At 67.2% G+C, this 26,620-nt stretch carries 24 protein-coding genes; 8 read left to right on the forward strand and 16 right to left on the reverse strand.

Annotated elements, in window-relative coordinates; translation table 11 throughout:
• Positions 1 to 32: 32 nt before the first annotated feature.
• Positions 33 to 881 (reverse strand): universal stress protein, encoded by an 849-nt coding sequence (locus tag ACR65J_RS07965; protein WP_440167610.1) that lies wholly within the window; start codon positions 879 to 881, stop codon positions 33 to 35.
• A 102-nt stretch (positions 882 to 983) separates the two neighbouring features.
• Between ACR65J_RS07965 and ACR65J_RS07970 the strand changes: the two genes are divergently transcribed.
• Entirely contained in the window at positions 984 to 2,441 is a 1,458-nt protein-coding gene (locus ACR65J_RS07970; protein ID WP_440167612.1) for a DUF5129 domain-containing protein, read from the forward strand.
• A gap of 174 nt (positions 2,442 to 2,615) precedes the next feature.
• Here the strand turns inward: ACR65J_RS07970 and ACR65J_RS07975 are convergent, their stop codons facing one another.
• Both ACR65J_RS07975 and ACR65J_RS07980 read right to left on the reverse strand, forming a co-directional pair.
• Positions 2,616 to 2,888, reverse strand: a complete 273-nt coding sequence (locus ACR65J_RS07975) for a YegP family protein (protein ID WP_440167614.1) — start codon at positions 2,886 to 2,888, stop codon at positions 2,616 to 2,618.
• Between the two features lie 180 nt (positions 2,889 to 3,068).
• The gene (locus ACR65J_RS07980) at positions 3,069 to 3,836 is read right to left on the reverse strand and encodes a DUF4386 family protein (protein ID WP_440167616.1); all 768 of its coding nucleotides are present in this window, start codon (positions 3,834 to 3,836) and stop codon (positions 3,069 to 3,071) included.
• Positions 3,837 to 4,013: 177 nt separating this feature from the next.
• Between ACR65J_RS07980 and ACR65J_RS07985 the strand changes: the two genes are divergently transcribed.
• Positions 4,014 to 4,367 carry a hypothetical protein gene (locus tag ACR65J_RS07985; RefSeq protein WP_440167618.1) on the forward strand — a complete coding sequence of 118 codons (354 nt, stop codon included), beginning with the start codon at positions 4,014 to 4,016 and terminating at the stop codon, positions 4,365 to 4,367.
• Between the two features lie 54 nt (positions 4,368 to 4,421).
• On the opposite strand, the gene ACR65J_RS07990 is transcribed toward ACR65J_RS07985, so the two are convergent.
• Entirely contained in the window at positions 4,422 to 4,889 is a 468-nt protein-coding gene (locus ACR65J_RS07990) for a GyrI-like domain-containing protein (RefSeq protein ID WP_440167619.1), read from the reverse strand.
• Between the two features lie 67 nt (positions 4,890 to 4,956).
• Positions 4,957 to 5,325: a DUF5655 domain-containing protein gene (locus tag ACR65J_RS07995; protein WP_440167620.1), complete on the reverse strand. Its 369-nt coding sequence runs from the start codon at positions 5,323 to 5,325 to the stop codon at positions 4,957 to 4,959.
• Between the two features lie 181 nt (positions 5,326 to 5,506).
• Between ACR65J_RS07995 and ACR65J_RS08000 the strand changes: the two genes are divergently transcribed.
• The 4 genes from ACR65J_RS08000 to ppsA all read left to right on the forward strand — a co-directional run bounded on the left by ACR65J_RS08000 (position 5,507) and on the right by ppsA (position 13,071).
• Positions 5,507 to 7,486 carry a heavy metal translocating P-type ATPase gene (locus ACR65J_RS08000; RefSeq protein ID WP_440167623.1) on the forward strand — a complete coding sequence of 660 codons (1,980 nt, stop codon included), beginning with the start codon at positions 5,507 to 5,509 and terminating at the stop codon, positions 7,484 to 7,486.
• Between the two features lie 85 nt (positions 7,487 to 7,571).
• Positions 7,572 to 8,033: a universal stress protein gene (locus ACR65J_RS08005; RefSeq protein ID WP_440167625.1), complete on the forward strand. Its 462-nt coding sequence runs from the start codon at positions 7,572 to 7,574 to the stop codon at positions 8,031 to 8,033.
• Positions 8,030 to 10,600: a cation-translocating P-type ATPase gene (locus ACR65J_RS08010; RefSeq protein ID WP_440167627.1), complete on the forward strand. Its 2,571-nt coding sequence runs from the start codon at positions 8,030 to 8,032 to the stop codon at positions 10,598 to 10,600. The genes ACR65J_RS08005 and ACR65J_RS08010 overlap by 4 nt, the downstream gene beginning before the upstream one ends.
• Positions 10,601 to 10,632: 32 nt before the next feature.
• Positions 10,633 to 13,071, forward strand: coding sequence for a phosphoenolpyruvate synthase (gene ppsA, locus ACR65J_RS08015; protein ID WP_440167629.1), 2,439 nt, complete (start codon positions 10,633 to 10,635; stop codon positions 13,069 to 13,071).
• An 80-nt stretch (positions 13,072 to 13,151) separates the two neighbouring features.
• Here the strand turns inward: ppsA and ACR65J_RS08020 are convergent, their stop codons facing one another.
• From ACR65J_RS08020 to ACR65J_RS08035, 4 genes are read right to left on the reverse strand one after another with little or no spacing between them, the layout of a single operon-like run.
• Positions 13,152 to 13,574: an Hsp20/alpha crystallin family protein gene (locus ACR65J_RS08020; protein ID WP_440167630.1), complete on the reverse strand. Its 423-nt coding sequence runs from the start codon at positions 13,572 to 13,574 to the stop codon at positions 13,152 to 13,154.
• 14 nt (positions 13,575 to 13,588) lie between these two features.
• The gene (locus ACR65J_RS08025) at positions 13,589 to 16,108 is read right to left on the reverse strand and encodes an HAD-IC family P-type ATPase (protein ID WP_440167631.1); all 2,520 of its coding nucleotides are present in this window, start codon (positions 16,106 to 16,108) and stop codon (positions 13,589 to 13,591) included.
• Between the two features lie 24 nt (positions 16,109 to 16,132).
• The gene (locus ACR65J_RS08030; RefSeq protein WP_440167633.1) at positions 16,133 to 16,996 is read right to left on the reverse strand and encodes a universal stress protein; all 864 of its coding nucleotides are present in this window, start codon (positions 16,994 to 16,996) and stop codon (positions 16,133 to 16,135) included.
• A gap of 54 nt (positions 16,997 to 17,050) precedes the next feature.
• A complete protein-coding gene (locus ACR65J_RS08035; RefSeq protein ID WP_440167636.1) occupies positions 17,051 to 17,509 on the reverse strand; it encodes a pyridoxamine 5'-phosphate oxidase family protein in 459 nt (152 codons plus the stop codon).
• A gap of 272 nt (positions 17,510 to 17,781) precedes the next feature.
• Between ACR65J_RS08035 and ACR65J_RS08040 the strand changes: the two genes are divergently transcribed.
• The gene (locus tag ACR65J_RS08040) at positions 17,782 to 19,434 is read left to right on the forward strand and encodes a GAF domain-containing sensor histidine kinase (RefSeq protein WP_440168006.1); all 1,653 of its coding nucleotides are present in this window, start codon (positions 17,782 to 17,784) and stop codon (positions 19,432 to 19,434) included.
• Positions 19,435 to 19,450: 16 nt separating this feature from the next.
• Here ACR65J_RS08040 and ACR65J_RS08045 read toward each other — a convergent pair whose 3' ends face one another.
• Positions 19,451 to 20,125: a response regulator gene (locus tag ACR65J_RS08045; RefSeq protein ID WP_440167638.1), complete on the reverse strand. Its 675-nt coding sequence runs from the start codon at positions 20,123 to 20,125 to the stop codon at positions 19,451 to 19,453.
• Between the two features lie 249 nt (positions 20,126 to 20,374).
• Between ACR65J_RS08045 and ACR65J_RS08050 the strand changes: the two genes are divergently transcribed.
• Positions 20,375 to 20,875 carry a universal stress protein gene (locus tag ACR65J_RS08050; protein WP_440167640.1) on the forward strand — a complete coding sequence of 167 codons (501 nt, stop codon included), beginning with the start codon at positions 20,375 to 20,377 and terminating at the stop codon, positions 20,873 to 20,875.
• Between the two features lie 80 nt (positions 20,876 to 20,955).
• Here ACR65J_RS08050 and ACR65J_RS08055 read toward each other — a convergent pair whose 3' ends face one another.
• The 6 genes from ACR65J_RS08055 to ACR65J_RS08080 all read right to left on the reverse strand — a co-directional run bounded on the left by ACR65J_RS08055 (position 20,956) and on the right by ACR65J_RS08080 (position 26,572).
• Entirely contained in the window at positions 20,956 to 21,483 is a 528-nt protein-coding gene (locus ACR65J_RS08055) for a hemerythrin domain-containing protein (RefSeq protein WP_440167642.1), read from the reverse strand.
• A complete protein-coding gene (locus ACR65J_RS08060) occupies positions 21,480 to 21,797 on the reverse strand; it encodes a DUF3040 domain-containing protein (protein WP_440167643.1) in 318 nt (105 codons plus the stop codon). The genes ACR65J_RS08055 and ACR65J_RS08060 overlap by 4 nt, the downstream gene beginning before the upstream one ends.
• A 40-nt stretch (positions 21,798 to 21,837) precedes the next feature.
• On the reverse strand, positions 21,838 to 22,101 hold the full coding sequence (locus ACR65J_RS08065) for an SHOCT domain-containing protein (protein WP_440167645.1): 264 nt from the start codon (positions 22,099 to 22,101) through the stop codon (positions 21,838 to 21,840).
• A gap of 127 nt (positions 22,102 to 22,228) precedes the next feature.
• Positions 22,229 to 25,036, reverse strand: coding sequence for an HAD-IC family P-type ATPase (locus ACR65J_RS08070; protein WP_440167647.1), 2,808 nt, complete (start codon positions 25,034 to 25,036; stop codon positions 22,229 to 22,231).
• 18 nt (positions 25,037 to 25,054) lie between these two features.
• Positions 25,055 to 26,056, reverse strand: a complete 1,002-nt coding sequence (locus tag ACR65J_RS08075; protein ID WP_440167649.1) for a polysaccharide deacetylase family protein — start codon at positions 26,054 to 26,056, stop codon at positions 25,055 to 25,057.
• Between the two features lie 48 nt (positions 26,057 to 26,104).
• On the reverse strand, positions 26,105 to 26,572 hold the full coding sequence (locus tag ACR65J_RS08080) for a universal stress protein (RefSeq protein ID WP_440167651.1): 468 nt from the start codon (positions 26,570 to 26,572) through the stop codon (positions 26,105 to 26,107).
• Between the last annotated feature and the right edge of the window lie 48 nt (positions 26,573 to 26,620).

Consider the following 26,620-nt stretch of genomic DNA (forward strand, 5'->3'; position numbering starts at 1 on the left):
CGGCAGCCGGCTGACACTCGCAGCCCGTTGCATCAGCCGCCATGCCGTGAAATGAGGACCGGCCCGCGGGCGTGGTGCAAAACCGCGTGGGCGGTGGACCCGAGGGTCTCCCTGAGGATGCCGCGGCCCTGGGAGCCCACCACGACAATTCGGGCTTCTTCAGCGGCTTTGAGGATGGCGTGCGGGACCGAGCTGTCCGTGAGCACTGCACCGTCAATGCGAAGAGCGGGCGCCGCGTCAGCTGCGCGCTTCAGGGCTGACGCCAGGATGTCCTCGTCCTGGGCCGCGTCCTGTCCTTCCGGCAGCTGATAGCCGGCGGGCTGGTGCCGGACGTGGACCACCCGGAGGGGTGCCTGCCACGCCGACGCCAGGGCGCACGCATCGTCCAGTGCTGCGGGGGAACCTGAGGCATCGACGGCGGCGACGACGGGCCCGTCCGGATGGAGTTCCTGCCGGATCACGGCAACAGGGCAGGTGGCCGTGGCTGCCAGTTCCAGGCTCACGGAGCCCACGAGGAGGCCAAGGAAGCCGCCCAGCCCGCGGCTGCCCACCACGAGCATCCGTTCACCGGTGGAGATCCCGGCCAGGAGCTGTGCAGGCAGTCCATGGAGCAGGGTGCTCCTGATCTGAAGCCCGGGTACTTCCGCGGCCGCCAGCGCCACCCCGTCCTCGAGGATGGACCTGGCCGACTGTTCAAGGCCGCTGCCTGACACGCCTGGAACCGGACCAAGGTGCCGGGTCAGCAGCGGCCATAGCGAACAGTGCACCACATGGAGGGGGCAGTTGGTTGCCTGCGCGTGGCGGGCCGCCCAGCGGATGGCGGCCGCAGCCTCATCAGAGCCGTCAAAGGCCGCCACAATGGATCCTGAATTCTGCGTCATGTCACAGCGCTCCTGATCATCACGATCCCCACCGGCGGGACCTTCGGCCCTTTGGCGGCCTGCTCCTTGGTTTCATGCTGATTCTAGACAGTGGGGAGGGACATGGGCAGCATAGCGGGCCGGATCGCCGTGATGGTGCTCGCTTTGGCCGCCTTGCTGGTGGGGGTTGCGGCGCCAGGCATCGCTGTGGCACCGGTCGCTGTCATTGTGGAGGACACGGCAGGGGTGCTGGACCGGAACACCCTGGTTCCCGCCGTCGAACGAATCCAGTTCTATGAGCCCACCCGCGTTGCCGTCTTCACCTATAACGGCAAGCCGGAGGACAACCTCAATGAAGAGGTCCTGAAGTTCGCACGGTCCAGGCATCCGGAGTGGATCAGCCCCGACGGGCAGAAATGGGCTGACGGATTGTTCATCTTCGCGCTCGATCCGGTGGGCCGGCATGTGGGGACGTACATGGGGGAGGACCGGAAAGTATCGCTGGAGCAGCGCAGCGACATCCAGGACGCGTCCAAGGACCTGTTCCGTGACGCTCAGTGGACCGACGGCACCGTGGCCGGCATCCGCCGCGGCGCAGAGCTCATCAACCAGCCCTGGTACCGGTCCGCAGCTTTCCTGGTCACCGCGTGGGTCACCGCGGGAATCGCGGCCCTGGGCGCGGCCGCATGGCTGATTGTCCGCACCGTGACCAGGACGGGGTGCCGCCGGCAGATCGAACGCGGCGACCGCAGCTACTCCAACGTCAGTATGGACCTGGACGTCACGGAACTGAATGCCGGCACCATCCCCGAATCCTCCCGCTACGGCAGCCAGGTCCTGGAGAAACACCGAACCTTCCTCAGCCGGTACGCCGCCGTTACGGAGCTGTCCAATCAGGTGCACGCGTTGGGCGGGCGGGCATTGAGCAGCCGGAAGAACCTCAAGCTTGCCCGGAAGTTCGCCGACAGCGCCGCCGAGCTGGATGCGCTGGATGACGTCATCGCGGACAGCAATGCTTTACTGAACCGCGCTGACACTTGGCCCACTGCCTGGGACCGGCAGCTGGCGCCTTTCCGCAAGGACCTGGCCGGACTGGAACAGCTCCTTGCCAAACGCCACGGGCAGGGGGACTCGGCCACGGCGACGGCGTTGCGGTCCTTCCGGGACGAAAGCCTGCGGGAGATCGAGCGGTGGACCGCTGAACTGGCCGACCGGCGGATCACGCCGGAAGAGGCGCTTGACCGGCTCTATGCGGCACGTTCGCGGCTCTCGGAGCTGCTGGAGAACCATGCCGAAACAGTCATCCAGGGATTCGCCAGGAATGACCGCGAAGCACGCCTGATGCGCGAACAGATGGAAACGGCCCACGGGGGCATGGACCACCACAGGCAGCGCACCTACGAACCGAGCATCCTGGGCACGGTGTACCCGTCCTACACGTTCTTCTCCGTGGCCACCTTCAACTCCGGCTTCAATACCGGGGTCAGCAGCGTCAACTCGGCCAGGGGCGGCGGCAGCACCACCGGGTATGGCAGCAGCGGTGGCAGCTTTTCCGGTTCCGGCAGTTCTTCCGGCTTCTAGTACAACAAGACCTGCGCAGTGCCGCCGCACGCCCCCAAGGGTGCCACGCACACAGGAGCCGCCCGCACACAGGAGTGGGGCCCGTCGTTGGACGGGCCCCACTCCTTCAATGTGTGCGCGGACTATACGCCTATGGCACGGCGGGTGCCGCCGCCGAACCGACGTGGCCCGGCTTTATGCGGCTCCAACGGAGTTGAGCCTCCGGGCCCTGCGACGGACGGCGTAGCGCAGGTGCGGTGGGGAAGCGAGGAGAACGCCTTGCGGAGGCGGCGCCACGTCCTGGATTAAGCCGGTGCCTGCGCATTCACGTACCTCTTCGATGGCGGCGGCCGCCGCATGCTTGTCGGTGAACTGCCCGGAAACAGCCAGCACATGTCCGCCGGGCATCACAAGCCGGAACCGAATCTGTGCATCATCATCGACAAACAGTTCGAACGTACCTGCCATAAGCCTTGTTCTCCTCAATCATCCTGCCTCCGGTGAGGCGCGCGGTGCCCGGATCCGGCACAGCAAAAACCCAAGGCGCACAACCCCAGCGTGGTGCACCTTTCGACCTCATCCACCATCTCAAACACTCCGGCCCGCTTTTAGGGACCAAGGTCCCTGATCGCAGGCGCGCGGGAGACGCTAGTCAGCCCTGCGCGACAGGCGGATCAACGCAATTCCCGTGGCGATGAACCAAACCCACAGCAAAACGCCGTAGCCCCAATAGAAGCCGGGGGCTGCGTGGCGAAGCACTTCGCTGACCACTCCCAGTGCGCCGGTGGCAATGCCAATCCACGCGAGGTACCGGGGGAAGGATGCCTTGTCGGCCCGGAGCATCGCCAGCCCCATCAGGAGGATCCCAAGGGCGGAGAGGGCGCCAACGATGGCGGGGGTATTGTTCTCGGCAATGATGGCTTCAGCCGCGGTGGCGTAGGTCCTGCGTTCGTCCTCTGTCCCGGCAGCCATGAAGCGGTCGCTCAGATAGACCAGGTTGAGGGAGCCGCGGCTGCTCACCGGTACGGCAAGCAGCAGCGCCCACGGCAGGGCACCGAAGACCAGCGCTATCAAGGGCAGGCTTTTCCGGTAGGCCGACAGGGCCACGAAGAGGGCTGCGAAAACAAGCACGGGGAAGATGTTCGGCAGGATCCACAGGATCTGCTCGGCCACATAGCCGGCCTTGTTCGACGCGATGAACTCAAGGGTGGCCGCTCCGCCGTGAACGGGCGGGGGAGCCATGAAGTCGATCACCAGGGCAGTGATCAGCAGAAACACAAACAGGATCGACGACGCCCCCGCGACGAGGTAGAGGAGCTTCCAGCCCTGGTGGTCGCCAGCTTGGCTCGCGCCACCGGCTGCAGATGGCCCACGGGCTGCAGATGGCCCGCGCCGGACGCCTGGACGGCTGGTCATGATGGACGGTTCCCGGTCATGCCTTGACTCTGCTACCCGTCCCGCGCGCCAGATAGTGCCATTCGGCCCGGCCCAACCCTGGGTTGGTCCGGCTTCCGTGACCAAGGACCCTGGGCGGCGGAGCGGGCTTCCGGAAGACTGCTGGGTTGAATCATGATTTCGCGCCCGGAGGAAGACATGGCGACAAATACCCCGCAGCCAGGAGACGGCACGGAGGAACGGTTACGGATAGAACTGGAGGACGCCGCATCGAGGAAATGGTGGGCGCGCATCCTGTATACACTTGGTTCGCAGTACGGGCGGACACAGCTGCGGTTCGTGGGAAAGGCGGAGGACGGCCGGCGGCTCTACACCGGTGATACTTTTCCCGGACCGCCGCTGAACCCGACACCTCCCGAGGAAGCGTGGGCACCTGGTCTGCAGGCCAGCCTCGGGCGGCTGCGGCAGGAGATTGCCGGCGACGGATGGGCTGAAACCAGCCGCGGCGCGCAGCCCTGGGAACTGACGTTCAGCCGTCGCCGGGTTTCCTAGCCGCCGGGCTTCCCCGGCCCGTACCCTGTCCGGGCCGGTCCTGCAGTCCCGGCCTCAGGCGACCGGCCAGACCACCCTGGTCTGCCAGGTGGCCGGATCCGGCTGCTGTTCCGGGTCGGTCAGGTAGTACTCCCACATCGAGTCGGCAGGAGAGGCGCCGTCCGCTTCCATGCTCTTCTTTATGGCATCGTACGTGCTGCCCAGGGTGTCATAGGGACCCGTGTGGATGGCTTCATAGGCGTCGGTATCAGGAAGTGCTCCGCTGGCCACTTCGCCGGTGCCGTGGAAGTCCCCGGCGACTGGGAAGCCGGCTTCGACATCCACCGTTTCGCCGGGCATTCCATGGTAAAGCGCGAACGGCGGGCCGGCAGGGCTGCCGCCCTGTACCTGGACCGCTGCCATCACGGCACCGAAGGCCCGGCCGAAGAAGCTGGTGAGTGCGTCCATGGGAACGCGTTCACGGACGACGGCGACTGGTTGCCCGGTGATATGGATCTTTCGCGGCTGCCCATTCTCGGTCATGGCTTCAACCTTGCCACCCGGACCGCGGCGTGACAGGGCCATAGGACCCTACAGTCCAACCCTTTGATCAGCCGGCGGCGTCGTACGCTTCCAGCATCCAGCGGCGGACCTCGGCATCGAGCTGCGTGCTTTCCGTGAGCTCCAGGTGGTGCATCCAGGTTCCCGGGGCCGGATGGACAACCTGCTTGAAGCGCGGCGAGTCCAGGTTGCGGGGCAGTGCGAGGGACAGCACCAGCGGAACCGTGGATTTCACGTAAACCCCCGGCCTCCAGAGGTAGGCGTACCCGCGGCGCCGGCGGAAAGAGATCTGGCTCTTGCTGACCCGGATCTCATGGGGACCCAGTTCCGCTGCCAGCCGCTCCGCGGCCCGGTAAAGCTCCTGGGCGTCCGGTGCGCCGTCGAAGAACCGCTCCACCGTCCAGGGCATGGCTTCCATGGGAACTCCGGGTGTGTGCGGCGTGGTTTACCTTCAGCTTTCCCCGTGACCCGGCGCCCCGGCAGGGCCAAAGGTCATACGCGGGCTGCCGGGGCCAAATGCCCTAGCCCGATTGGTTGCCTCAGGGTAGGTTCAGCTTTATGCGCGATGACCATCATCATGCCCTGCCAAGGGGTGCTGGATGAGGAAGCAGGCAGCCCCGCCTGCGGCAACCGGTGGGAGCCCCCGCAGCTTTGACGCCGAGGAATCCGCCGGCTCGCCCGTTGAACATGCTTGGGGCTCCGTCAGGCGGTACCCCCTCGTCGCACTGACCTGCCTGGTGCTCCTGGCCACGTTGGTGCTGCTGCAGTTCAATCTGGAACTGCAGGTCCGCGTGCTCGCATCGGCCTACGCAGCCGTCATCGTGGTGGCCCGTGCGGCGGGCATGGTCCGGTCCCTGCGTGAGGGACGCTGGGGGATCGACCTCCTGGCCCTGACGGCGATCGCCAGCACCGTGGCGGTAGGCGAGTATCTCGCCGCCCTGGTGGTAATCCTGATGCTCACCGGCGGGGAGGCCCTGGAAAACTTTGCCCAGGGACGCGCGGCGCGTGAACTGCGGTCACTGCTGGACAGGGCGCCGCGTTTTGCCCACCGCGAAGGGGCTGGTGCAGTACTCGAGGACACCCCCATCGGCGAGGTTGCCCCGGGCGATGTGCTGGTGGTCCGGCCTTCGGAGCTGGTACCCGTTGACGGCGAACTCCTGTCCGATTCAGCCAGCCTTGACGAATCATCGCTCACCGGCGAAAGCCTGCCGGTGGAACGCACGCGGGGGCAGGCCCTGCTCAGCGGGGCGGTGAACGGCGTTGCGGCCATTCGCATGCGTGCCTCGGCCACTGCCGCCGATTCGCAATACAGCCGGATCATCGCCTTGGTTGAGGAGGCGTCCAACAGCCGGGCGCCGGTGGTCCGCCTCGCCGACCGCTACGCCGTTCCCTTCACCCTCCTTGCCCTGGCCATGGCGGGGACAGGATGGTTCCTGTCCGGCGAACCGCTGCGCTTCGCCCAGGTCCTGGTGGTGGCCACGCCCTGCCCCCTCCTCATCGCAGCGCCGGTGGCATTCCTTGCCGGTACCAGCCAGGCCGCCCACAAGGGCATCATCATCAAAAACACCCGGACCCTCGAGCAGCTTGCGAAAGCCCAGACAGCTGTCTTCGACAAGACCGGAACGCTCACGTCCGGTAGCCCCGTCCTGGACAGCATCCAGGTGGCACCGGGCTACGGCGAGGCCCTGGGCAGCCAAAGGATCCTGCAGTTGGCTGCCTCCGCGGAGCAGTACTCCTCGCATGTGCTGGCAGGCTCCGTGATCGAAGCCGCCGGGGCAGCCGGCCTGGGACTCCTGACGGTGCAAGAGGCCAGGGAGAACGCCACCCACGGCGTGGAAGCCGTCTGTGACGGCCAGCGGGTAGTGGTGGGTAAGGCCGGCCTGGTGCGCAGTTCATCAACCGGTTTCCGGGAGGCTGCAGTCCGCAGCGGCCAGCTGGCTGTATATGTGGCAGTGGATGGCAGGTACGCCGGCGCATTGGTCATGAAGGACCCGCTGCGCCGCAATGCCGTGGACACCCTGTCACGCCTTAACAGCCTGGGTGTGCGGAACACCATGCTCCTGACCGGTGACGCCCACGCCACGGCCGCGCATATCGCCGAAGAAGCGGGAATCGGCCGCATCCAGGCTGAATGCCTTCCGGAGGACAAGGTCAACGCCGTGGCCGGCATCCTGGAACGGCCGGTCCTGATGGTGGGCGACGGCGTCAACGATGCCCCGGTCCTTGCCGCAGCGGACGTGGGAATCGCAATGGGCGCCAAAGGTGCCACCGCAGCGAGTGAGTCCGCGGATGTCGTGGTCATGTTGGACGACGTCTCGAAAGTTGCCCAGGCCGTGGCCATTGGAAAGCGGACCGTGGCGGTGGCGTTGGTCAGCATCTGGACCGGGATAGGACTCAGCCTGGTGCTGATGGCCATCGCCATGACGGGGTACATTCCCGCCGTCGCCGGTGCCCTACTGCAGGAGCTGGTGGATCTGGCCACCATCCTGAACGGCCTGCGGGCTCTGCACGGCGAGGATCGGACAGGCAAAGCGGACCGGAAACAGGCAGCGCAACCAGGGCCGGCCACTTCCGCTTGATACCGCCGGAATGGCACCTGCGGAGGCCGGCGGGCATGACCTTTGGCCCTTCCCGCCGTAGTCCCCAGCCGGGATCGTGGTGTCCATGAATGCAGAAACAGGGGCCAAGCCCGTCATCGTGGGTGTTGACGGTTCCGAGTACTCCTCCGCCGCCCTCCGCTTCGCGGGCACGCTGGCAGCCCGGCTGGGCACGCGGCTCGAAGTTATCTCCTGCGTCGGGATGCCGGACTACCTGGTGATGTCACGCCTGGAGGGGGCGGACCGGCAGTTCACCGCCAGGCTTGAAGATGCTGCAGGGCGGCTGGTCGAGGATGCCCTGGGCCGGGCCTTTTCCGGCGAACGGCCGGAAAACATCGACATCACCATCAAGTTCGGCCCGCCGGCAAAGGTGCTGGTGGAGGAGAGCCGGCGTGCACAGATGCTGGTGGTGGGAAGGCACGGGGAAGGCGGCCTGCTTAAGTCGGCCATGGGCTCTGTCAGCATGGCCTGCGCAGCCCACTCCAACTGCCCCGTGCTCCTGGTAGGGCAGGAGGCGGACGCTGTGTGAGGGCCGCGGAGGGCCTGAGCTCTGAACAGGCGGCGCAACTCCTGAAGCAGGCGGGGCCCAACCAGCTTCCCACGGAAAAACCCGTATCCCAGTGGCGGAAGCTCTGGGGGGAGATGACGCACTTCTTCGCCCTCATGCTGTGGTGCGCCGCCGGGCTGGCCTTCATCGCAGACATGCCGCAACTGGCAGTGGCGATCATCGTCGTCGTCATTGTCAACGGGGTGTTCGCCCACATCCAGCAGGAACGTGCCCAGCACGCCGCCGCGAGGCTGCGGGGGCTGCTGCCCGCCGACGTCGTGGTCCGGCGGGACGGGACGGTGCGCAAGGTGCACGCCAGCGAACTGGTGGTTGAGGATGTGGTGCTGCTGGCCGCCGGGGACCGGGTGCCGGCAGACCTGGTCCTCCTGGCGGCCTCGGCCTGCGCGGTGGACGAATCGATGCTGACAGGCGAAAGCGATCCGGTGCCGAAAGCGGCCGGCGACCAGGCATGGGGCGGAACCTTCCTGGTCAATGGCTACGGGGAAGCCACCGTCTCCGCGACAGGTGCCAGGACCAGGCTGGCAGGGATCGCAGCCCTCACCAGTGGGGCGGTTCCTCCCCCCACACCGCTTTCCCTGGAACTGCGGCGGATTGTCCGGGTCACGGCCGGCATGGCCCTGGGGATTGCGGCGGTCTTCTTCCTGGCTTCGCTGCTGGTGGGTTTCCAGTGGCGCGATTCGTTCCTGTTCTCCATTGGCGTTGCCGTGGCGCTGGTCCCCGAAGGGCTCCTTCCCACCGTCACACTGTCCCTGGCCATGGGCGCCCAACGCATGGCATCACGCAATGGATTGGTCCGCAACCTTGAAGCCGTGGAAACCCTGGGCTCAACCACCTTCATCTGCACCGACAAAACAGGGACCCTGACGCAGAACCGGATGAACGCCGTCGAGGTTTTCACGCCGGAAGGGGCCATCCAGGTGACGGGCCAGGGGTACGCCCCCGAGGCGCATATCGAGGGCCGCGGCGTGGAGCTGGCAGCCCAGGCAGCGCTCGCCGCCCGTACCGCTTCCCAGGGCCGTGCTGAACTGCACGACGGAGAATGGCGCGCCCAGGGTGACCCGATGGAAGCTGCCATGGACGTCCTGGCCCGCAGGCTGACGGGTACGGTGTCCGGTCCTGCACCGTCCCGGCGTCTGCCATTCGATCCAGTGCGCCGCAGGGAGTCCGCCATTGTGGGGCCGGACCTGTTCTGCAAGGGCGCCCCCGAGACCGTCCTTCCGGTGTGTGAGTCCGTGCCGGGACCGGTCAAGGAACAGGTGGAGGTGATGGCAACACGCGGACTGCGCGTCATAGCGGTGGCACGGCGACGGCTCGGTGGAGTCCCAGAGGAATGGCAGTCCAATTCCGCAGCGGAGCTCGAGACGGGCATGGAACTCCTGGGCCTGATCGGGCTGCAGGATCCACCCCGGCCGGATGTTGGAGACGTGATCCGCGCAGCGCGGCAGGCAGGGCTGAGGGTGGCCATGATCACCGGTGACCACCCTGCCACTGCCGCCGCGATTGCCCGGCAGATCGGCCTGACCGGGACACCGCAATACGTGCTGGAGGGCGCCGACCTTCCGGAGGACGAACAAATGCTGGGAGCCCTCCTGGACCGTGACGGCGTGGTGGTCAGCCGGGTTTCACCGGAGCAGAAGCTTCGGGTGGCCAAGGCGCTGCAGTCCCGCGGGCACGTGGTGGCCATGACGGGCGACGGCGTCAATGACGGTCCTGCGCTCAGGGAGGCGGACATTGGGGTGGCCATGGGCCTGAGCGGAACCGACGTGGCGCGTGAAGCCGCCGACCTGGTCCTCCTCGATGACCATTTCGGCACCATTGTGGCCGCCATCGAACAAGGCAGGGCTACCTACGCCAACATCCACCGGTTCCTCACCTACCACCTGACCGACAACGTGGCAGAACTGACCCCCTTCGTCATCTGGGCGCTCTCCGGGGGCCACTTCCCGCTTGCCCTGGGCGTGCTGCAAATCCTGGCCCTGGACATCGGCACCGATCTGCTGCCGGCTTTGGCCCTTGGCGCCGAACCTCCGGGCAAGCGGGTCCTGGCCCGTCCGCCCGAACGCAGGCACCTGATGGACCGGCAACTGATCATTCGCGTCTTCTGCATCCTGGGCCCGGTGGAGGCGGCCATGGAAATGGCCGTTTTCTCCGCGGTCCTGGCCGGTGGCGGCTGGACCCGGGGAGAGGTTCCGGAGGCATCGCTGCTGATGGCCGCCTCCGGCGCGGCCTTCACCGCCGTCGTCCTGGGCCAGCTCGCCAACGCCTATGCCTGCCGGAGCGCCACCGTGCCCCCCTGGAAGCTGGGGTGGGGGACCAACAGGCTCCTGGTGTGGGCCGTGCTGGCTGAAGTGGCCATCCTGGCCGTGTGCCTGTACGTGCCGTCCCTCGCCGCATTGCTGGGCCAGTCCCCGCCGCCGCCGGAAGGCCTCCTCCTCGCGGTTCTCGCAGCCCCCGCCGTCCTGTTGGCGGATTGGATCCACAAATCCTTCCGGGCGCACCTGCGGCGCAGCAAGGACCAAAGCCTCTGACTGCCCCGGGAGCCCCGGGCAAGAATCGAGCCATGAGTGCCACCGCTGAATCCTCCCTTACAGACACGAACGTCATGTGGATCGAAGACACCGGGATCGCGGACATCGCCTCGGTGGGAGGGAAGAACGCTTCGCTTGGTGAGCTCAGCCGGGCACTGAAGTCCGCCGGCGTCAAGGTTCCCGAAGGGTTCGCCACCACGGCCTCCGCCTACCGCGCTTTCCTTGCCGCCAACAACCTGGAACCCCGGATCCGGAAGCACATCGAGGACCAACGCGCCGGGCGGTCGACCCTTCGCCAGGCCGGGGCGGCGATCCGGGAGCTGTTCCTGCAGGCCACCTTCCCGGCGGACATTAGCGCCGGCATCCAGGAACATTACCGGACCCTGTGCCGGCGCGCCGGGCAGGCCCAGGCAGCCGTTGCGGTCCGCAGCAGTGCCACGGCCGAGGATCTTCCGGACGCCAGCTTCGCCGGCCAGCAGGAAACCTTCCTGAACGTGGCAGGGGAACGCGGCGTCCTGGAGGCCTGCCGGCGCTGCTACGCTTCCCTTTTCACGGACCGGGCCATCAGCTACCGCGAAATGAAGGGCTACGACCACCTGGACGTTGCCCTGTCCGTGGGGGTCCAGCGGATGGTCCGTTCGGACCTCGGCGCCTCCGGGGTGATGTTCTCGATCGACACCGAATCCGGCTTTCCGGGCGTGGTGGTGATCAGCGCCGCCTGGGGGCTGGGGGAGACCGTGGTCCAGGGGACCATCAACCCGGACAAGTACCAGGTGTTCAAGCCGCTGCTGGCGGACCAGCGCTTCAGCCCGGTCATCGAACGGGAAGTGGGCGCCAAGGAACGCAAGATGGTTTACAGCCAGGGCGGGGATGCCCGGACCCGGATGGTCGAGACCACTGAGCGGGAGCAGCGCTCGCTGGTGCTGGCGGACGGGGAGGTGGTCCTGCTGGCCCGCTGGGCGGTAGCGGTGGAGGACCACTACGGGCGTCCGATGGACATGGAGTGGGCCAAGGACGGGATCACCGGCGAACTCTTCATGGTCCAGGCCAGGCCGGAAACGGTCCAGGCGCGGCGCAGCACCTCCGTCTTCCGGACCTATCATCTGGCCGGGCCCGGGCGGGTCCTGGTCACCGGCGCGGCGATCGGCGACTCGATTGCGCACGGCCGGACGTGCGTGGTCAGGGATGCGAAAGACATCGAATCATTTGTTGACGGCTCGGTGCTGGTCACCCGGATGACGGACCCGGACTGGGTGCCCGTGATGAAGCGGGCCGCGGGCATCATCACCGACCATGGCGGCCCCACCAGCCACGCCGCGATCGTCAGCCGCGAACTGGGGGTGCCCGCCGTCGTGGGGACGCGCAACGCCACCGAGGTACTTCCCGACGGCGCCCAGGTCACCTTGTCCTGCGCCGAAGGGGAGGACGGCCGCGTCTACGAGGGGCTGCTGGAGTTCTCCGTGGAGGAAGTGGACATGCAGGCACTCCCCGCTACCCGCACGGCCGTGATGATCAACATCGCCAGCCCGGCAGCCGCCTTCAAGTGGTGGCGCCTGCCCGCAGCCGGCGTGGGCCTGGCCCGGATGGAGTTCATCATCAACAACCTGGTCCGGATCCATCCCATGGCCCTGGTCCACCCGGAAAGGGTGGCGGACCCGGAGGAGGCGGCACTGATCCGGCAGCTCACCAGCGGCTACGACGACCCGCAGGAGTACTTCATTGACGTGCTGGCCACGGGAATCGCCAAGATCGCCGCGCCGTTCCATCCCAAGCCGGTGATCGTCCGGCTCAGCGACTTCAAGAGCAACGAGTACAGCCACCTGATCGGCGGCAGCGCCTTTGAGCGGCCGGAGGAGAACCCCATGCTGGGGTTCCGCGGGGCTTCCCGCTACTACAGCAGCCACTACCGGGAGGGGTTCGCCCTGGAGTGCAGGGCCCTCAAACGGGTACGGGAACAGGTGGGGTTCGGCAATGTCATTGTCATGGTTCCCTTCTGCCGCACGGTGCAGGAAGCGGACCAGGTCATCCAGGCAATGGAAGAGCACGGGCTGGTGCGCGGCGCCGAGGGGCTGCAGGTCTACATGATGTGCGAGATTCCTTCCAACGTGGTCCTGGCGGAGGAATTTGCCAAGCGCTTTGACGGCTTCTCCATCGGGTCCAACGACCTCACCCAGCTGGTGCTTGGCGTGGACCGCGACTCGGAAGAGCTTGCGGGATTGTTCGATGAGCGGGACCCTGCGGTGATGTCCATGATTGCCCAGGCGATCAGCAAGGCCCACGCCGCCGGCATCAAAATCGGCATCTGCGGGCAGGGGCCCAGCAACCATCCGGACCTGGCCGAATTCCTGGTCAGCCAGGGGATCGATTCGGTGTCCCTGAATCCGGATACCTACGTCAAGACACTGCCGGTCATTGCGGCAGCGGAAGCCGCCGCAGCCACGGTCCACGCCGCTGACCGCGCTGGCACCTGATTGCCCCTCGCCTGACAGTGCCTGGCACCCAGGGGATCAGTCCCGGGGAGCCAGGCGCCGGCGTCGTACTTTGGCTGTCCCTAACCCCTGCTGATGGGGATCTTCGACGCCCCGGTTCCCTGTCCCTGCTCGGGCAACGGAGCCCGGACTTCGAGAACGCCGTCCTTGTAGGAGGCGCTGATGTCACCCTGCTCAACGCCGCTGGGGAGGGGGATCCGGCGCATGAACGAGCCGTAGCGGAACTCGGACCGGTAGCTGTCCTTGTCCTTTTGCTCCTTCCTCTCCTGCCGTTCGCCCTTGATCGTCAGAACGCCGTTGGCAACCGTCACATCCACGTCCTTCTCCGGATCGATGCCGGGAAGTTCGGCCCGGACCACGAGCGTGTTGCCGTCCACCATCTCTTCAACCCGGATGGCCGAGGAACCCGTGTCGCCTTCGAAAAGCCTTTCGATGACATCCATCGGGGAACGGCGGCTATCGAACCATTTCATCAGGTCAGTCATTCTTTGCCTCCTGCTCATGTGGACGCCCTGCCATCGCGGTGCCCGGCATTTCCACCATCCCCTTCCCGTGACGCCGGTTCCAGAGTCCAAGGTCCCAGCCCCGGTTCGCCGGGGGCAACGGACGGGCGGCGGGTGAAACGGCCAATGAATTCAATGGCCACGCATCCCGCCGCGGCCACTGCAACCGCGGCCACCAGCAGGCCTGCGGGCGGCCACTCCACGCGAAAAAACTCCTGCGTCAACGGCACGGTAAACAGCAGGGCCAGGCCCGCATACATTCCGGCAAGGATCAGGACCTTGGTCCAGTTGAGGGGACGGGACGCCATCACCAGGATCCACGCCGCCACCAGGCCCAGGGTCACAGTGGCCGCCGACTGCCCTGCTTCCTGGCTGTAGCCACCCCAGGACTGGGCGTAGCCGCTGACCGCCAGGACGCATAGGGCCGTGCAGATGCCTGCCGGTACAGCGAAGGAAAGCGAGCGCCGGAGGAAGCCGGGCGCGTAACGCTGGCCGCCGGGCTGCAAGGCCAGGAAGAACGAAGGCAGGCCGATGGTGAGTCCGTCCAGCGCGGACAGTTGCCGGGGCAGGAACGGAAAAGCCAGCACCAGGATGCCGGTCACCACGGAGATGACCGTGGCGTAGACGGTCTTGCTGAGGAAGACCAGGGAGACACGCTCGATATTGCTGATGGCCCGGCGCCCCTCGTCCACCACCGCCGGCAGCCTCTCGAACCGCCCGTCCAGGAGTACCAGCCTGGCCACGGCCTTGGTAGCCGGCGAGGCGGAGTCCATGGCAATGCCCAGGTCCGCCTCCTTGAGGGCCAGGACATCGTTCACCCCGTCCCCGGTCATCGCCACCGTGTGCCCCCGCCGCTTCAGGGCCTGGACCAGGTCCCGTTTCTGGGACGGTGTCACACTTCCGAAAAGGTGGCAGGACTCTACGGTCTCCTCCAGCTGGAACGGGTCATGGGGCAGTCTGCGGGCGTCGTAGGCAACGCCGGTTCCAAAGCCCACGGCGCGCGCCACGGCTGCCACCGTCCGGGGATCATCGCCGGAAATGATTTTGACCGTAACGCCCTGGCGCCGGAAATAGTCGAGCGTTGCGGCGGCATCCTGCCGGATGCTCTCGCGGAAGGTCAGCAGCATGACCGGCACCAGCTCCGGCGGCAGCCCCCGGTCCGGGGCGTCGGGCCGAAGGGGCGCAGTGAGGTGAGCCAGGGCCAAGGTCCGGAGGCCGGTGGAGGCAAGGGCCGCGGCCTTGCCGTGGGCGCGGGCGCTGCCGGGGGAGCCGAGCACCGCATCGGGTGCTCCAAGGATCCAGGTGCCGGAAGCGGCTGACCCCGGCCCGAACGTTACCGAGCTCCACTTGCGGGCTGAAGAAAACGGGACCGACTCCTGGTGCTGAAGTGGAAGCTGCACCGGAAACGCAACCCCGATGGCCGCGGCGGTGCTGCTGGCGTCCGCGTTGGCGCCGAACCATTCCAGCGCCGCCCGCCAGCCGGCAGCCCGGACCGTCCCGGCATCGTGGATGGCGTCGAACACAAGGGAGCCGGAGGACAACGTGCCGGTTTTATCCAGGCACAGGACGTCCACCCTGGCCAGGACCTCCACCGCGGCAAGTTCCTGGATCAGGACATCCTGCCGGGCCAGCCGAAGGCCGCCGACGGCAAACGCCACGCTGGTCATCAGGAGCAGGCCCAGGGGGATCATGGCCATGATGCCGGCGATCGCCCCCACGGCGGCCGGGATCCACCGGCCCGATCCCAGGGCTCCAGCCCAGCCGCCCTGATCCTGCATCTGGGCATTCGTGAGCAGCAGGGCGGTGGGAAGGAGCAACCAGGTAACGACCGTAAAGACTTTTTCCAGGCCCCTGCGGATTTCAGAGGTGACGAGGGAGAACCGTCGCGCCTCGGCTGCCAGCCGGTAGGCGAAAGTGTCCGGCCCCACCCGGAGCACCCGGGCCCTGCCGCTGCCTGCAAGGATCAGTGAACCGGACAGCAGCACGGCGCCGTCCGTTTTGGGGACCGGCTCGGATTCGCCGGTCAGCAGGGATTCGTCCACCTCCAGCGGGCTTTCCCCCAGAAGCAACATGTCCGCCGTGACCTGGTCTCCGGCGTTGAGGACCACGAGGTCGTCCGGCACCAGCTCTTCGGAGGGAATGGTTTCCCTGGCGCCATCCCTGACCACCGTGTTCCTGGCGGCCTGCAAAATCGCCAGTTGGTCGAGTGACCGCTTGGCCCGGTACTCCTGGACGATGCCGATGAGGGAATTGGAGACGGCTGACAGGCCGAAGAGCGCATCACGCCACTGGCCAAGGACCAGGAGCAGGAGGAAGCATCCCCCCACTACGCCATTGAAGAGGGTGAACACGTTGGCCCGGACGATCTCACCGACACTACGGCTGGTGGCGGTGGGCACGCTGTTGATGCGGCCGGCAGCTCTCCGCTCGCGTACTTCGGCAGTTGAGAGCCCGTCCCGGGCATGGCGAAGATCCACTCCCGGGACCGGCGCCCCGTTTTCCCCAGCTATTGACATGGTGCGGCCAGGCAGCAGGCCCGGTCAGTCGTTGTGCTGCTTGTGCATGCGGGTGATCACGGTTGGGCACGGCGGCTGGCTCAGCACCGCATGCGCCGTGGACCCCAGGAAGAGTCTCTCGAAGCCGCCCTTTCCGCGGCTGCCCAGGACCAGCAGCCGGGCGCCGGCGGCTGCGCGGAGCAGGGCGTCCGCCGGCTCCAGTACGGTTTCCATCACGGTGTGCACCACAAGGTCCGGGTAGTCCTGCCGAAGGCCCGCGTCGGTTTCGGACAGCACGATCTGCTCTTCCTCGACAACATGGGTGGCAAAGCTGCTCTGCGGGAGCCCGGCCGCGATCCACCGGTTGGGGCCGGTAAAAGCGTAGAGGACCGTCAGTTCCTCGCCGAGCGCGTCAGCTTCGGCGGCTGCAAAGGCCACTGCCTGGGTTGATTCACGCGACCCATCCACGCCGACCAGGATGCCGCGGCCCTCCGACTGGCCGTCACCGATGACTGCCACGGGGCACTCGGCCGTGGCAGCAGCCTGGAGTGCCCGGTCCGTCAGGGCGCCGCGGTTGTGCCCGCTGGTCCCCAGGACAAGCATGGAGGCGTTCCTGGAATAGTCACCCAGTGCCGCACCCACACCTCCTTCGAGGAGCTGGAGCGAGACCTGCAGGCCGGGTTCGGCGGCGGTGGCCTTTTCACCGGCTTCCTTCAGCAGGCCCAGGCCTGATTCGCGCAGGACTTCGAGGTAGGGCAGGACTTCGGCTGCCATCCAGCGGTCGTCCACAACGTTCACGACGGCGAGGGGGCACTTGAGCCTGTTGGCCCGGGCTGCTGCCCACAACAGGGCGGCATTGGACGCCGAAGTGTCTGAGATGCCGACGGCGATTGGCTTGGCAGGTGCCATTGGGGACCATCCTTTGTGGTTTCTTGTGAGGGGTGACGGGTCGTAGCTGGGGGCCTAGCCTGCGGTGGGCTCCCGGGGCGGCCACCAATGGGTTGGGGCGGCGATGACGAACCTCCGGCCGCTGATGTCCTCCGGCGTGATCCGGATCAGGATGTTTTTTTGGCCCGGTTGCCAGGGGGACAGGCCCGCCTCCATGGCATCCCTGGTTTCCTCTTCGTCGGACACCACCATGGCATGGCCCTTGAGGATGACGCTCCAGGCAATGGTGCCGTACTGGTTCATGCCGTCTGCCTCGACGGCTACGGCTTTGCGGTCGGTCAGCGAGGCAAGCTTCGTTCCTTCGCCGGTGCGGATGAGCAACGTGCCGTTGGTGGGGACGAAATTCACCGGGTAGTTCTCCACGGCGGCGCCGTCGGTGAAGGCGATCCTGCAAATGGACGTTGATCGGAGGTACCGCCAGCAATCGTGGACGCCGAGTTCCTTGATTTCCGGTTCTGTCGCTGCGCTGTTCATGGCCGTAGCCTAGGGCCGGCAATGCGCCGCGGATAGGGAAGAAGGTCCCGCGCAACCGCGCCCCCGCGCGATACCAAGGTTACTGAGGGTATTTTCCGCCGTGCTCTCCTACCATTGAGTAGAAGCGTCTTCATGCTCATGTGGAGGCGGTATTGGGGGCGGAGGCCGGCACTTCCGTTTCGGGCATTTAGACCGCGCCAGGGATCCGCAGCGCCGCAGGTTCCTGCCGCAGGAGGTGGGACGTGAGCACTGAGCAGTCTTGGCATTCTCCAATGAAGGACGGGGTGGAGGATCTGCTGCGGGACTTCGCCGTCCGGGGAGACGAACTGCCGGATGACCAGGAACGGATCAACGGCTTGTTGGCTGCGGTGGTGGCCCTTGCCGAGGACCTAAGCCTGGAAGCGGTCCTGGACCGTCTGGTGCGGTCCGCCTGCGCGCTGGTGGGCGCCAGGTACGGAGCTTTGGGCGTCATCGGGGAGGACCGGCGGCTGAGCCACTTCATCACTGTGGGCATCGATGAACAGGGCATCCGTTCCATCGGCGAGCTGCCCACCGGCAACGGCGTCCTGGGCCTGCTCATCCGCGAACCAAAGCCGCTGCGTCTCCATGACCTCGGCCGGCATCCCATCACCTCCGGTTTTCCTCCCAACCACCCGCCCATGAGGACGTTCCTGGGCGTGCCCGTCCGCGTTCGGGACGAAGTCTTCGGAAACCTCTACCTGACCGAGAAGCAGGGCGGGCAGGACTTCACCGTGGAGGATGAAGGCCTTGCCGTTGCCTTGGCAGCCGCGGCCGGGGTTGCAATCCAGAACGCCCGCCTTTTTGAAAACAGCAGCCGTCGGCAGAGATGGCTGGAGGCGGGCATGGAGCTGAGCGGCCGGCTGATCATGACGTCCCAACCGGGTGAGGCGGACAACCTGGACGCCGTTGCCGACACCGCCTTGAAGGTGTCCGATTCGGCGCTTGGTGTGATAGCCGTGCCGGCGGGCGATGGAGCGCTGCGGTGCAGGTCATGCGTGGGCATCCAGGGCCTGCAGGCAGGCCACGAACTACTGGCCTCCAGTGCGGTCTCCGGTGTCATCCAGAACGGGGGGTCTTTCGTGGCACGGGACCCGCGGCAGGTTTTCGAAGACGCGATGGCGGAGAAGCTGGGCTCAGTGCTGGTGTGTTCGCTGGGGCACAGTTCCGGCGCCAACGGTGTTCTCCTGCTGGCGCGCGCCCAGGGAGGCCCTGTGTTCACCCAGGCGGAGGCGGAATCCAGTGCCATCTTCGGGAGCCGGATTGGGCTGGCACTGGATCTGGCGCGGGTGAACGCCCTGCGCGAACAGAACCTCCTTTTCACCGACCGGGAACGGATTGCCCGGGACCTTCATGACCTGGTCATCCAACGCTTATTTGCTGCCGGGCTCAGCATCCAGAGCCTGCGCCGCTACACCATGGACCCGGTAGCACACGAGCGGATCGCCGCAGTCACCACGGAACTCGACGACACCATCCGCAAGCTGCGGGACACCATCTACTCGCTCAGGACCGCGGACGAGGAACGGGAGCCGCTGACGGGCCGCATACTGCGCGTGGTCCGGGAGAGTTCCCGCAGCTACGCCGTCACGCCCAAGGTGTCCCTGGATGGACCGGTGGATTCGATCGGGGAAGACGTGGCTGTCCACCTGCTGTCGGTGGCGTCTGAGGGACTCAGCAATGCCTTGCGGCATTCCGGCAGTGAGGAAATCCAGGTCTCGGTGGCCGTGGGCCAGGACCAGGTGCAGCTTCTGGTCAGCGACAACGGCCAGGGCTTCGCCGAACCCGTGCATATCAGCGGCCTGGCGAACATGCGCCACCGCGCCGGGCAACTGGGGGGCAGCTGCACCATCGACAGCGTCCCCGGCGGGGGCACCTGCGTGAAGTGGTCCGTCCCGCTCACGTAGCCCGGGAAGGAGGGGATCAGGCAGAGTCCGCAGAGCTCTTGGTGACGTACACGGCGGCCTGCGTCCGACGCTCGAAGCCCAGCTTGGCCAGGATGGACGAAACGTAATTCTTCACGGTCTTCTCCGCCAGGAACAGGTCATCGCCAATCTGGCGGTTGGTCAACCCCTGTCCGATCAGGGCCAGCACCTTTTTCTCCTGCGCACTCAAGCCTTCCAGCCGTGGGTCGGTGGGTGCCGTGGACAGCCCTGCGAGGATCTGCTGCTCGACTCCCGGATCAAAAAGGGATTCGCCCGCAGCAGCCCTCCGGATACCGGCAAGGAGGTCATCACTCCTGATTTGTTTCAGGATGTACCCGGATGCGCCGGCCAGGACCGCGCCACGAAGGGCTTGTTCGTCGTCGTAACTGGTGAGGATCAGGCAGCGCAGGCGGGGATCAAGCGAGCGCACATCCCGGCAGACCTCAATTCCCGTGCCGTCCGGCAGCCGGCCGTCGAGGATGGCGATATCAGGATGCAGGGCGGGAATGCGTCGCGTGGCCTCGGCCGCCGATCCGCTTTCGCCCACCACAAGGAACCCTTCGCCTTCCAGCAGGTCCTTCAGCCCCTGCCGGACGAGTTCGTGGTCATCAAGGATGAAAACGCGGACCTGCCCGGAAGATCCTGCCGCTTCATCAGCCCGAGTTTCATGCATTTGCACTGAACGCTCCCAAGATCGTCACCACCGAATCCCCGCTGGGCGCGGGGCGGCCCCCGGGAAGGGCCTGGTCCCATTGTTACGTGTCCGGCGTTATGCCGGAAGGGACCAAAGTCCGCCCGGCGCCCATGTCGCCGCCGGTGTTGTGCTCGGCGCGGAGGTACTGGTTCTCCCGTGATGACCTTTGGCCCTGTTGCCCGCAGCGGTTCCGGTGCACGCTGAGGGGGGACAGCAACAGGAGGCAACGTGGCAACAGCACGGAACGGGGCAGCGGTGCCCGGCTCCGGTCAGCGTCCCAGGATCATTGTGGGGGTGGACGGATCCGAGGCATCCATCGCCGCGCTGCGGGTGGCCAGGGCCCTGTCGGAGCCGCTGGCGGCACCCGTGGAGGCCTGGGCATGCTGGGACGTTCCAGCCGGCTACGGGGTGTACCTGGCCGTGGGGATCGAGGGCTTCAAATATGCTGCCGACCATGTACTCCAGCAGACGCTGTCGGACGCTTTCGGTGAGGTACCGGCCTTCGTGCACCCCCGCCTGGTGCGGGGCAGGCCCGGTCCCGCGCTCATCGATGCCAGCCGCAACGCGTCGCTGCTGATCGTCGGCAGGAGGGGGCACGGGAACTTCGTTCCCGGATCGGTCAGTTCGGCGTGCGTGAGCCACGCACACTGCCCCGTGCTGGTGGTGCACGCCCCGGAGTCGGGAGCTGCGGATGATGCCGCGCAGGCCCAGTCCGCTGCTGTGCCTTGACGCTCGCGAACCTGCCCCCACGCTGCCGGGCCCTGGCTCTGAAACCCGGCCCGCCGCCGTCGTCCGATCGCTTGCCGCTCCTAGTGCCCGTGGTGGCCCGCCCCATGATGGTGGGCCGCGCCTTCTCCCACCAGTTGGTGTAGTCCTTCGACAGCGTGGGCGAGTGACAGGCCGGGGGATTCGACGATGAACGGCATCAGGAGCCGGTTCTCCTTGTCCAGGTGGAGGGCAAAGATCCGCTGGATGGCGCCCGCGGCCACCGCCGCAGCAACGCCATCGGCCGTCCTGAGCTCATCGACCAGGCCCACGATGACCTTGTGCTCGGCCAGCATGCCGTCCACCAGCAGCCGGGCCTCCGGCGTGCCGTGCGGCCCGCTGTAGAGGGGGCCCTCTTCTGCCAGCGCGTGCGGCACCAGCTCCTTGTCGCACCAGTCCAGCAGGGCCGCCTGCGATTCCTCCGCGCTGGGATCGCGCGATTCCACGGCCTCTGTCAGCAGGCCCACCAGCCCGTTCAGGTGCCGCAGCATGTCGGCATGGTGCGCCTCGACGGCTTGCAGTGCCCGCGACTCTGCGGAGGCATCTTTACCGGTTCCCTGCAGCTCGTTCATTCGTTGTTGCCTTCCAGTTGGGTGACGTGCCGGTTGGTGTTGCGGAGGGACCAGCGGAGGTCCTTGATTGCCCAGTAGGCCGCCCCGTTCATGACGGCAAAGCCCGCGATTCCCAGCAAGGGGACCCGGACCACCAGCCCCAGGAGCAGTACGCAGGCGCCCGCTGCGACCAGGACGAGGCCCCGCCGGAAGCGGGTACGCAGTGACGACGCAAAGGCGTCCTTGTTCAGCAGGGCCGCCAGCCTGGGATCTTCCATTTCCAGTCCGTGGCTGATCAGGTCGAGTTCGCGTTTCTCGAATTCAGAGAGTGGCATGGCCGCACCCCACTGTCCCTTGCCTTCGGACGCCACGAACTCAGGTACCCGGCTGGCCGCGCAGGACAGCCAGCCTGTTCTGGTACTCCGCGGCGTCGATCTCTCCGCGGGCGAAACGCTCAGCCAGTACGTCTTCTGCCACCCGGGGGGACTGGGGGTGGGTACTGTACGGGGAGGGTGCCCGCAGGGAACGGGCCAGCAGCACAATGCCGGTGATGATTGCTCCCCAGACCACCACCATGCTGATGCTCATCAGGACATAGCCCCACAGGCCCATGCCATCGTTCCAGCCGTACACTTCCACGACCTCCGGTCCCAATGAAGGCAGGCGCCAGCCGTCCGCTTTCGGTTCCAGTATTGGTCCCAGCCGGAGCCGGGGGGAGAGTCATTGGTCCCGTTTCAGCCCTTGGCTGCCTGGCCAGTTGGGGATACTAAAAGCCGCTGCGCCGCAGTCGCTTGTCCACGGCGACGGCCAGGGACGCGAGCAGGGCCAGGCCGAAGATGCGCAGCCACGCGTCCACGCCGATGGGGGCGGTGTGGAAGAGTTCGTTCATCAGCGGTGTGTAGGTGAGGGCCAGTTGGCCGGCCGCCTGGACCACGACGCCGAGGAGCAGCCAGCGGTTGCCGAACGGTCCGATGCGCCAGGCCGGCCGGGTCAGGGACCGGCAGCTGAAGAGGTAAAAGATTTCCACGGCCACGAACAGGTTGACGGCGGAAGTACGGGCCTGGGCAACAGATGCACCGACGGACACCTCGTGTTCAAAGAGCCACCACGCCCCGGCCACCAGGAGGACTGAAACGAGGAGGACCCGCACGGTGAGTGCCCAGGTCAGCAGGGGGCGGTCCGGTGCTCGCGGCGGACGGGACATCAGCCCTGGTTCCTTTGGCTCGAAGGCGAGCATCAGTCCAAGGGCAACGGCGGTGGTCATGTTGATCCAGAGGATCTGGGTGGGCAGGATGGGCAGCGTGGCCCCCAGCAGGATGGCCACGAGGATGACCAGCCCTTCGGCCATGTTGGTCGGCAGGGTCCAGACGATGAACTTGGTCAGGTTGTCGAAGACGTTCCGGCCTTCCTCGACGGCTGCCTCGATGGTGGCAAAGTCGTCATCGGTCAGGACGATGTCCGATGCCTCCTTGGCAACTTCCGTTCCGCTGCGTCCCATGGAAATGCCTACGTTTGCCTGGCGAAGGGCAGGCGCGTCGTTGACGCCGTCCCCGGTCATGGCGGCCACATGTCCCCGGGATTGCAGGGCATCGATGAGGCGAAGCTTCTGTTCCGGCGATACCCGGGCGAAGACCGTGGCCCGCTCCACGGCATCCGGAAACTTTTCCGCCGGGATGGCATCCAGCTCCGCGCCGGTCAGGGCTGTCCCGGCGGCCCTGTCAGCGGCCAGTCCTACTGCGGCGGCAACGGTCACCGCCGTGCGTACATGGTCCCCGGTAATCATCTTCACGCCCACGCCGGCGCGCTGGCAGGCCTTCACCGATGCCGCGGCTGCTTCCCGCGGCGGGTCGTGCATGGCGTGAAGCCCGGTCAGGGTCATCCGGCCGCGCAGCTCTGTCGCGGAGAGGGGGCGGGAGCCGGCGGGAAGGCTCAGCATGGCCGTGGCAAGGACCCGGAGCCCTTTGTCTGCGAGCGCGTGGGCGGCACCGAGCGCACTGTGCCTGCGAACGGGCCTGCCGGCGCCCTGCAGGTCCATTTCGTGGGAGCAGAGTTCCAGGACCCGTTCGACAGCGCCTTTGACAAACACGATGGCGCCGCCCTCCGGGAGCGTCGAAGCGTGCAGCGTGGCCATGAACTGCCGCTCGGACGTAAACGGCAGCTCCTCCTGCCGCGGGTTGGCTGCCAGGAAAGCCTGCACCCTGATGCCGCCTTTCCCCGCCGCCACCAGCATCGCGGCCTCGGTCGGATCGCCGCGCACCTGCCAGCCGGACCCCTCCCTGTGCACGCTGGCGTCGTTGCAGGCTGCACCGCCCAACAGGGACCAATGCAGCGCAGCATCGTGGGGACGTGGCGGCGCCGCGGGCAGGTTCCGGCCGCCCGGGTGCTGCGCGGCGGACGGGGTGATGTGTCCGTCCGGACCGTAGCCGGAGCCCGTGACGTCGTACAGGCCGGTGGGTGTCCACAGGGCACGGACCGTCATCTGGTTCTCGGTGAAGGTGCCTGTCTTGTCCGAGCAGATCACCGTGGTGCTGCCCAGCGTTTCCACCACGGGCAGCCGGCGGACCACGGCGCGGCGCCGGGCCATGCGCCGGACGCCGATGGCAAGCGTGACCGTCACGGCGGCGGGAAGTCCTTCAGGGATGGCTCCCACGGCCAGGGCGACGGCGGCAGTGAACATTTGCCCCGGTTGCTCGCCATGTGCCAGGCCGGCGAGGAACGCCACGGCGGCGAGGCCCAGGATGGCTGCGGTGAGCGTGGTGCTGAACCGGGCCAGTTTCAGGGTCAGCGGCGTGGCGACGGGCCGGACCGCACCCATGAGGCGGTGGATCTCGCCAAGTTCGGTTTCGCCGCCGATGGCCACGACGATTCCTGCGCCGGTGCCCGCGGTCACCAGGGTGCCGCTGTACAGCATGTTCCTCCGGTCCGCCACAGGCGTGATCCGGGGCAGCACCACCTCGTCCTTGGCGACGGGGTCGGACTCTCCGGTCAGCGCGGATTCGTCCACCCGGAGGGCGGACAGGCGGACCAGTCGAAGGTCCGCCGGCACCTTGTCGCCGGCTTCGAGCAGGACAAGGTCCCCGGGGACCAGGTCTTCGGAGGGGATATGCTTCCGTTCACCGCCGCGCATCACGGCGGCATGCGTGCGGACCAGTGAGTGGAGGGCGTCAAGGGCCGCTTCGGCCCGGACCTCCTGGATGAATCCGATCAGCGTGTTGACCAGGACCACCGCGAGGATGACGGCGGAATCCAGGAACTCGCCCAGGAATACGGTGACCACGGCGGCGGCCAGCAGGACGTAAACCAGCGGGTTGTTGAACTGGCGTCCGAGTTTGCGGGCGATGCCCCCGCTGCGTGACCGGGGCAGTTCGTTGGCACCGAACTGGGTGCGGCGGCGCTCCACCTCGTCCTGGCCCAAGCCCTTGGCGGCATCCGTTTCCAGCAGCAGGACTACCTCATGGACAGGGAGTCCATGGTGGGCCGGATCGTTGGCGCTTACGGACCGGCGGCCGGTTCCGGGCGGATCCGGCCGCCGGGCCTTCGCCTGGCCGTTCCGGAAGGGCCTGGTCTTCGCCATGGCTGCCACGGCCCCGCGTCAGTGACCCAGCAGGGCGTCGAGGGTGGTGAAACCGTACCCTGCAGCCGTGATGCGGTCGATGACCTGGGGGAGGGCGTCCGCGTCCAGCGTGGTCCCGTCGTCGGGGTTGGACCCGATGTGCATGAGGACGATTTCACCCGGCTGCAGCCCTGCCTGGACGCGGTCCGCCACACTCTGGACGCTGGCGCCCCCGCTGGTGCCTTTCCAGCCCAAGGTGTCCACGGTCCACCTTACGGCCACGTACCCCAGGGTGTTGACCGCCGCGATGGTGCGGGGGTCCCGTTCCCCGTACGGGAAGCGGAACAGCGGCCTGGGGTCGGCGCCGGCCGCGAGGATGGTTTGCTCGGCACCGCGCACCTGCTGGGCGATCTGGTCATCGCCCAGGCCAGTGAACCCGGGATGTGTCATGGAATGGTTCGCCACGCGGTGCCCGGCGGCCACGATCTGTGCCACCGCGGGCGGGTTGTTCGCTGCCCAGTTGCCGGTCAGGAAGAAGGTCCCGGCAACGCCCCGGGCGGTGAGCGCGGACAGGATCTTCGGCAGTCCTGCCGCGTTGGCTCCCGCGTCGAAGGTAAGGGCCACAACACGGCCGGCACCCGGAACGACCGTCAGGTCCTGGCCGCGGAGGGACTCCGGAAACGGTGCCGGCTGCGCAGGAATGCCCGGTTCCTCCGGTGCCGGTGGCTGGTCAGGTGCTTCGGTGGGCACCGGTTCGGGGACCGGCGGCACAGGAACCGGCGGCACGGTCACGGGAGGCTCCAGCGGAGTCTGGCCAGCTTCCGGTGTGTCAGTTTCCTGCGGCTCCTGCGCTGGCGGGGACCCGCCCGGGCTGGACGCGCCCGGGAGCGGCGACGAAAGCGCCGGCGACGGGGACGGAGAGGCCGACGGCGGCCCGGCCGTGGGTGCGGGAAGCAGCAGGGCAAGGACGATGGCGAGGACCGCCAGGGCGGCGGCGAGCGCTATGGCAGGCGCCCGCCGTCGTGCTTCACTGGCCGGCACCAGCGTCACCCGCCCCGGGGTTTAGTAGCCTCGTGGCCGGTGTTCCGTTCAGGAACCCTGGGAACCGCCGGCTTCGGTCACCGGCGAGTGGACCACCAGGACGGGGCAATGGGCGTGCGCCACGATGGCGGAGCTGACCGACCCCAGCAGCAGGCCGCCGAACCCGCCGTGCCCCCGGCGCCCCACCACGATCATGTCGGCGTCGCGGCTGGCATCGATCAGCGCCTCCCGGGGATGGCTGCGGACAAGGGTTGAGGTGACGTTGGCCGGCGTTTCGGTTCCGAAGGCCTGCACCATTGCATCGTCCAGCACTTTCCTGGCGCCTTCCTCGAAGCCCTCGACGCCCATCATCACGTAGCCGCTGTACATCTGCGGGTACTCCCAGCAGGCGATGGCCTGGACCTTGGCGCCCAACGGAGTAGCCATGCGCTGGGCCTGCCGGAGTGCCTGCACGGACGCCTCCGACCCGTCGACGCCGACCACGATCCTGGTTATTGGTGCCCCGGCAATGCTCATGTCTGCTCCCTCGTCGGACCCGCGTTGTCACCGCCCATCCTGCCTGCC

Source organism: Arthrobacter sp. SAFR-044 (genome assembly GCF_059414985.1).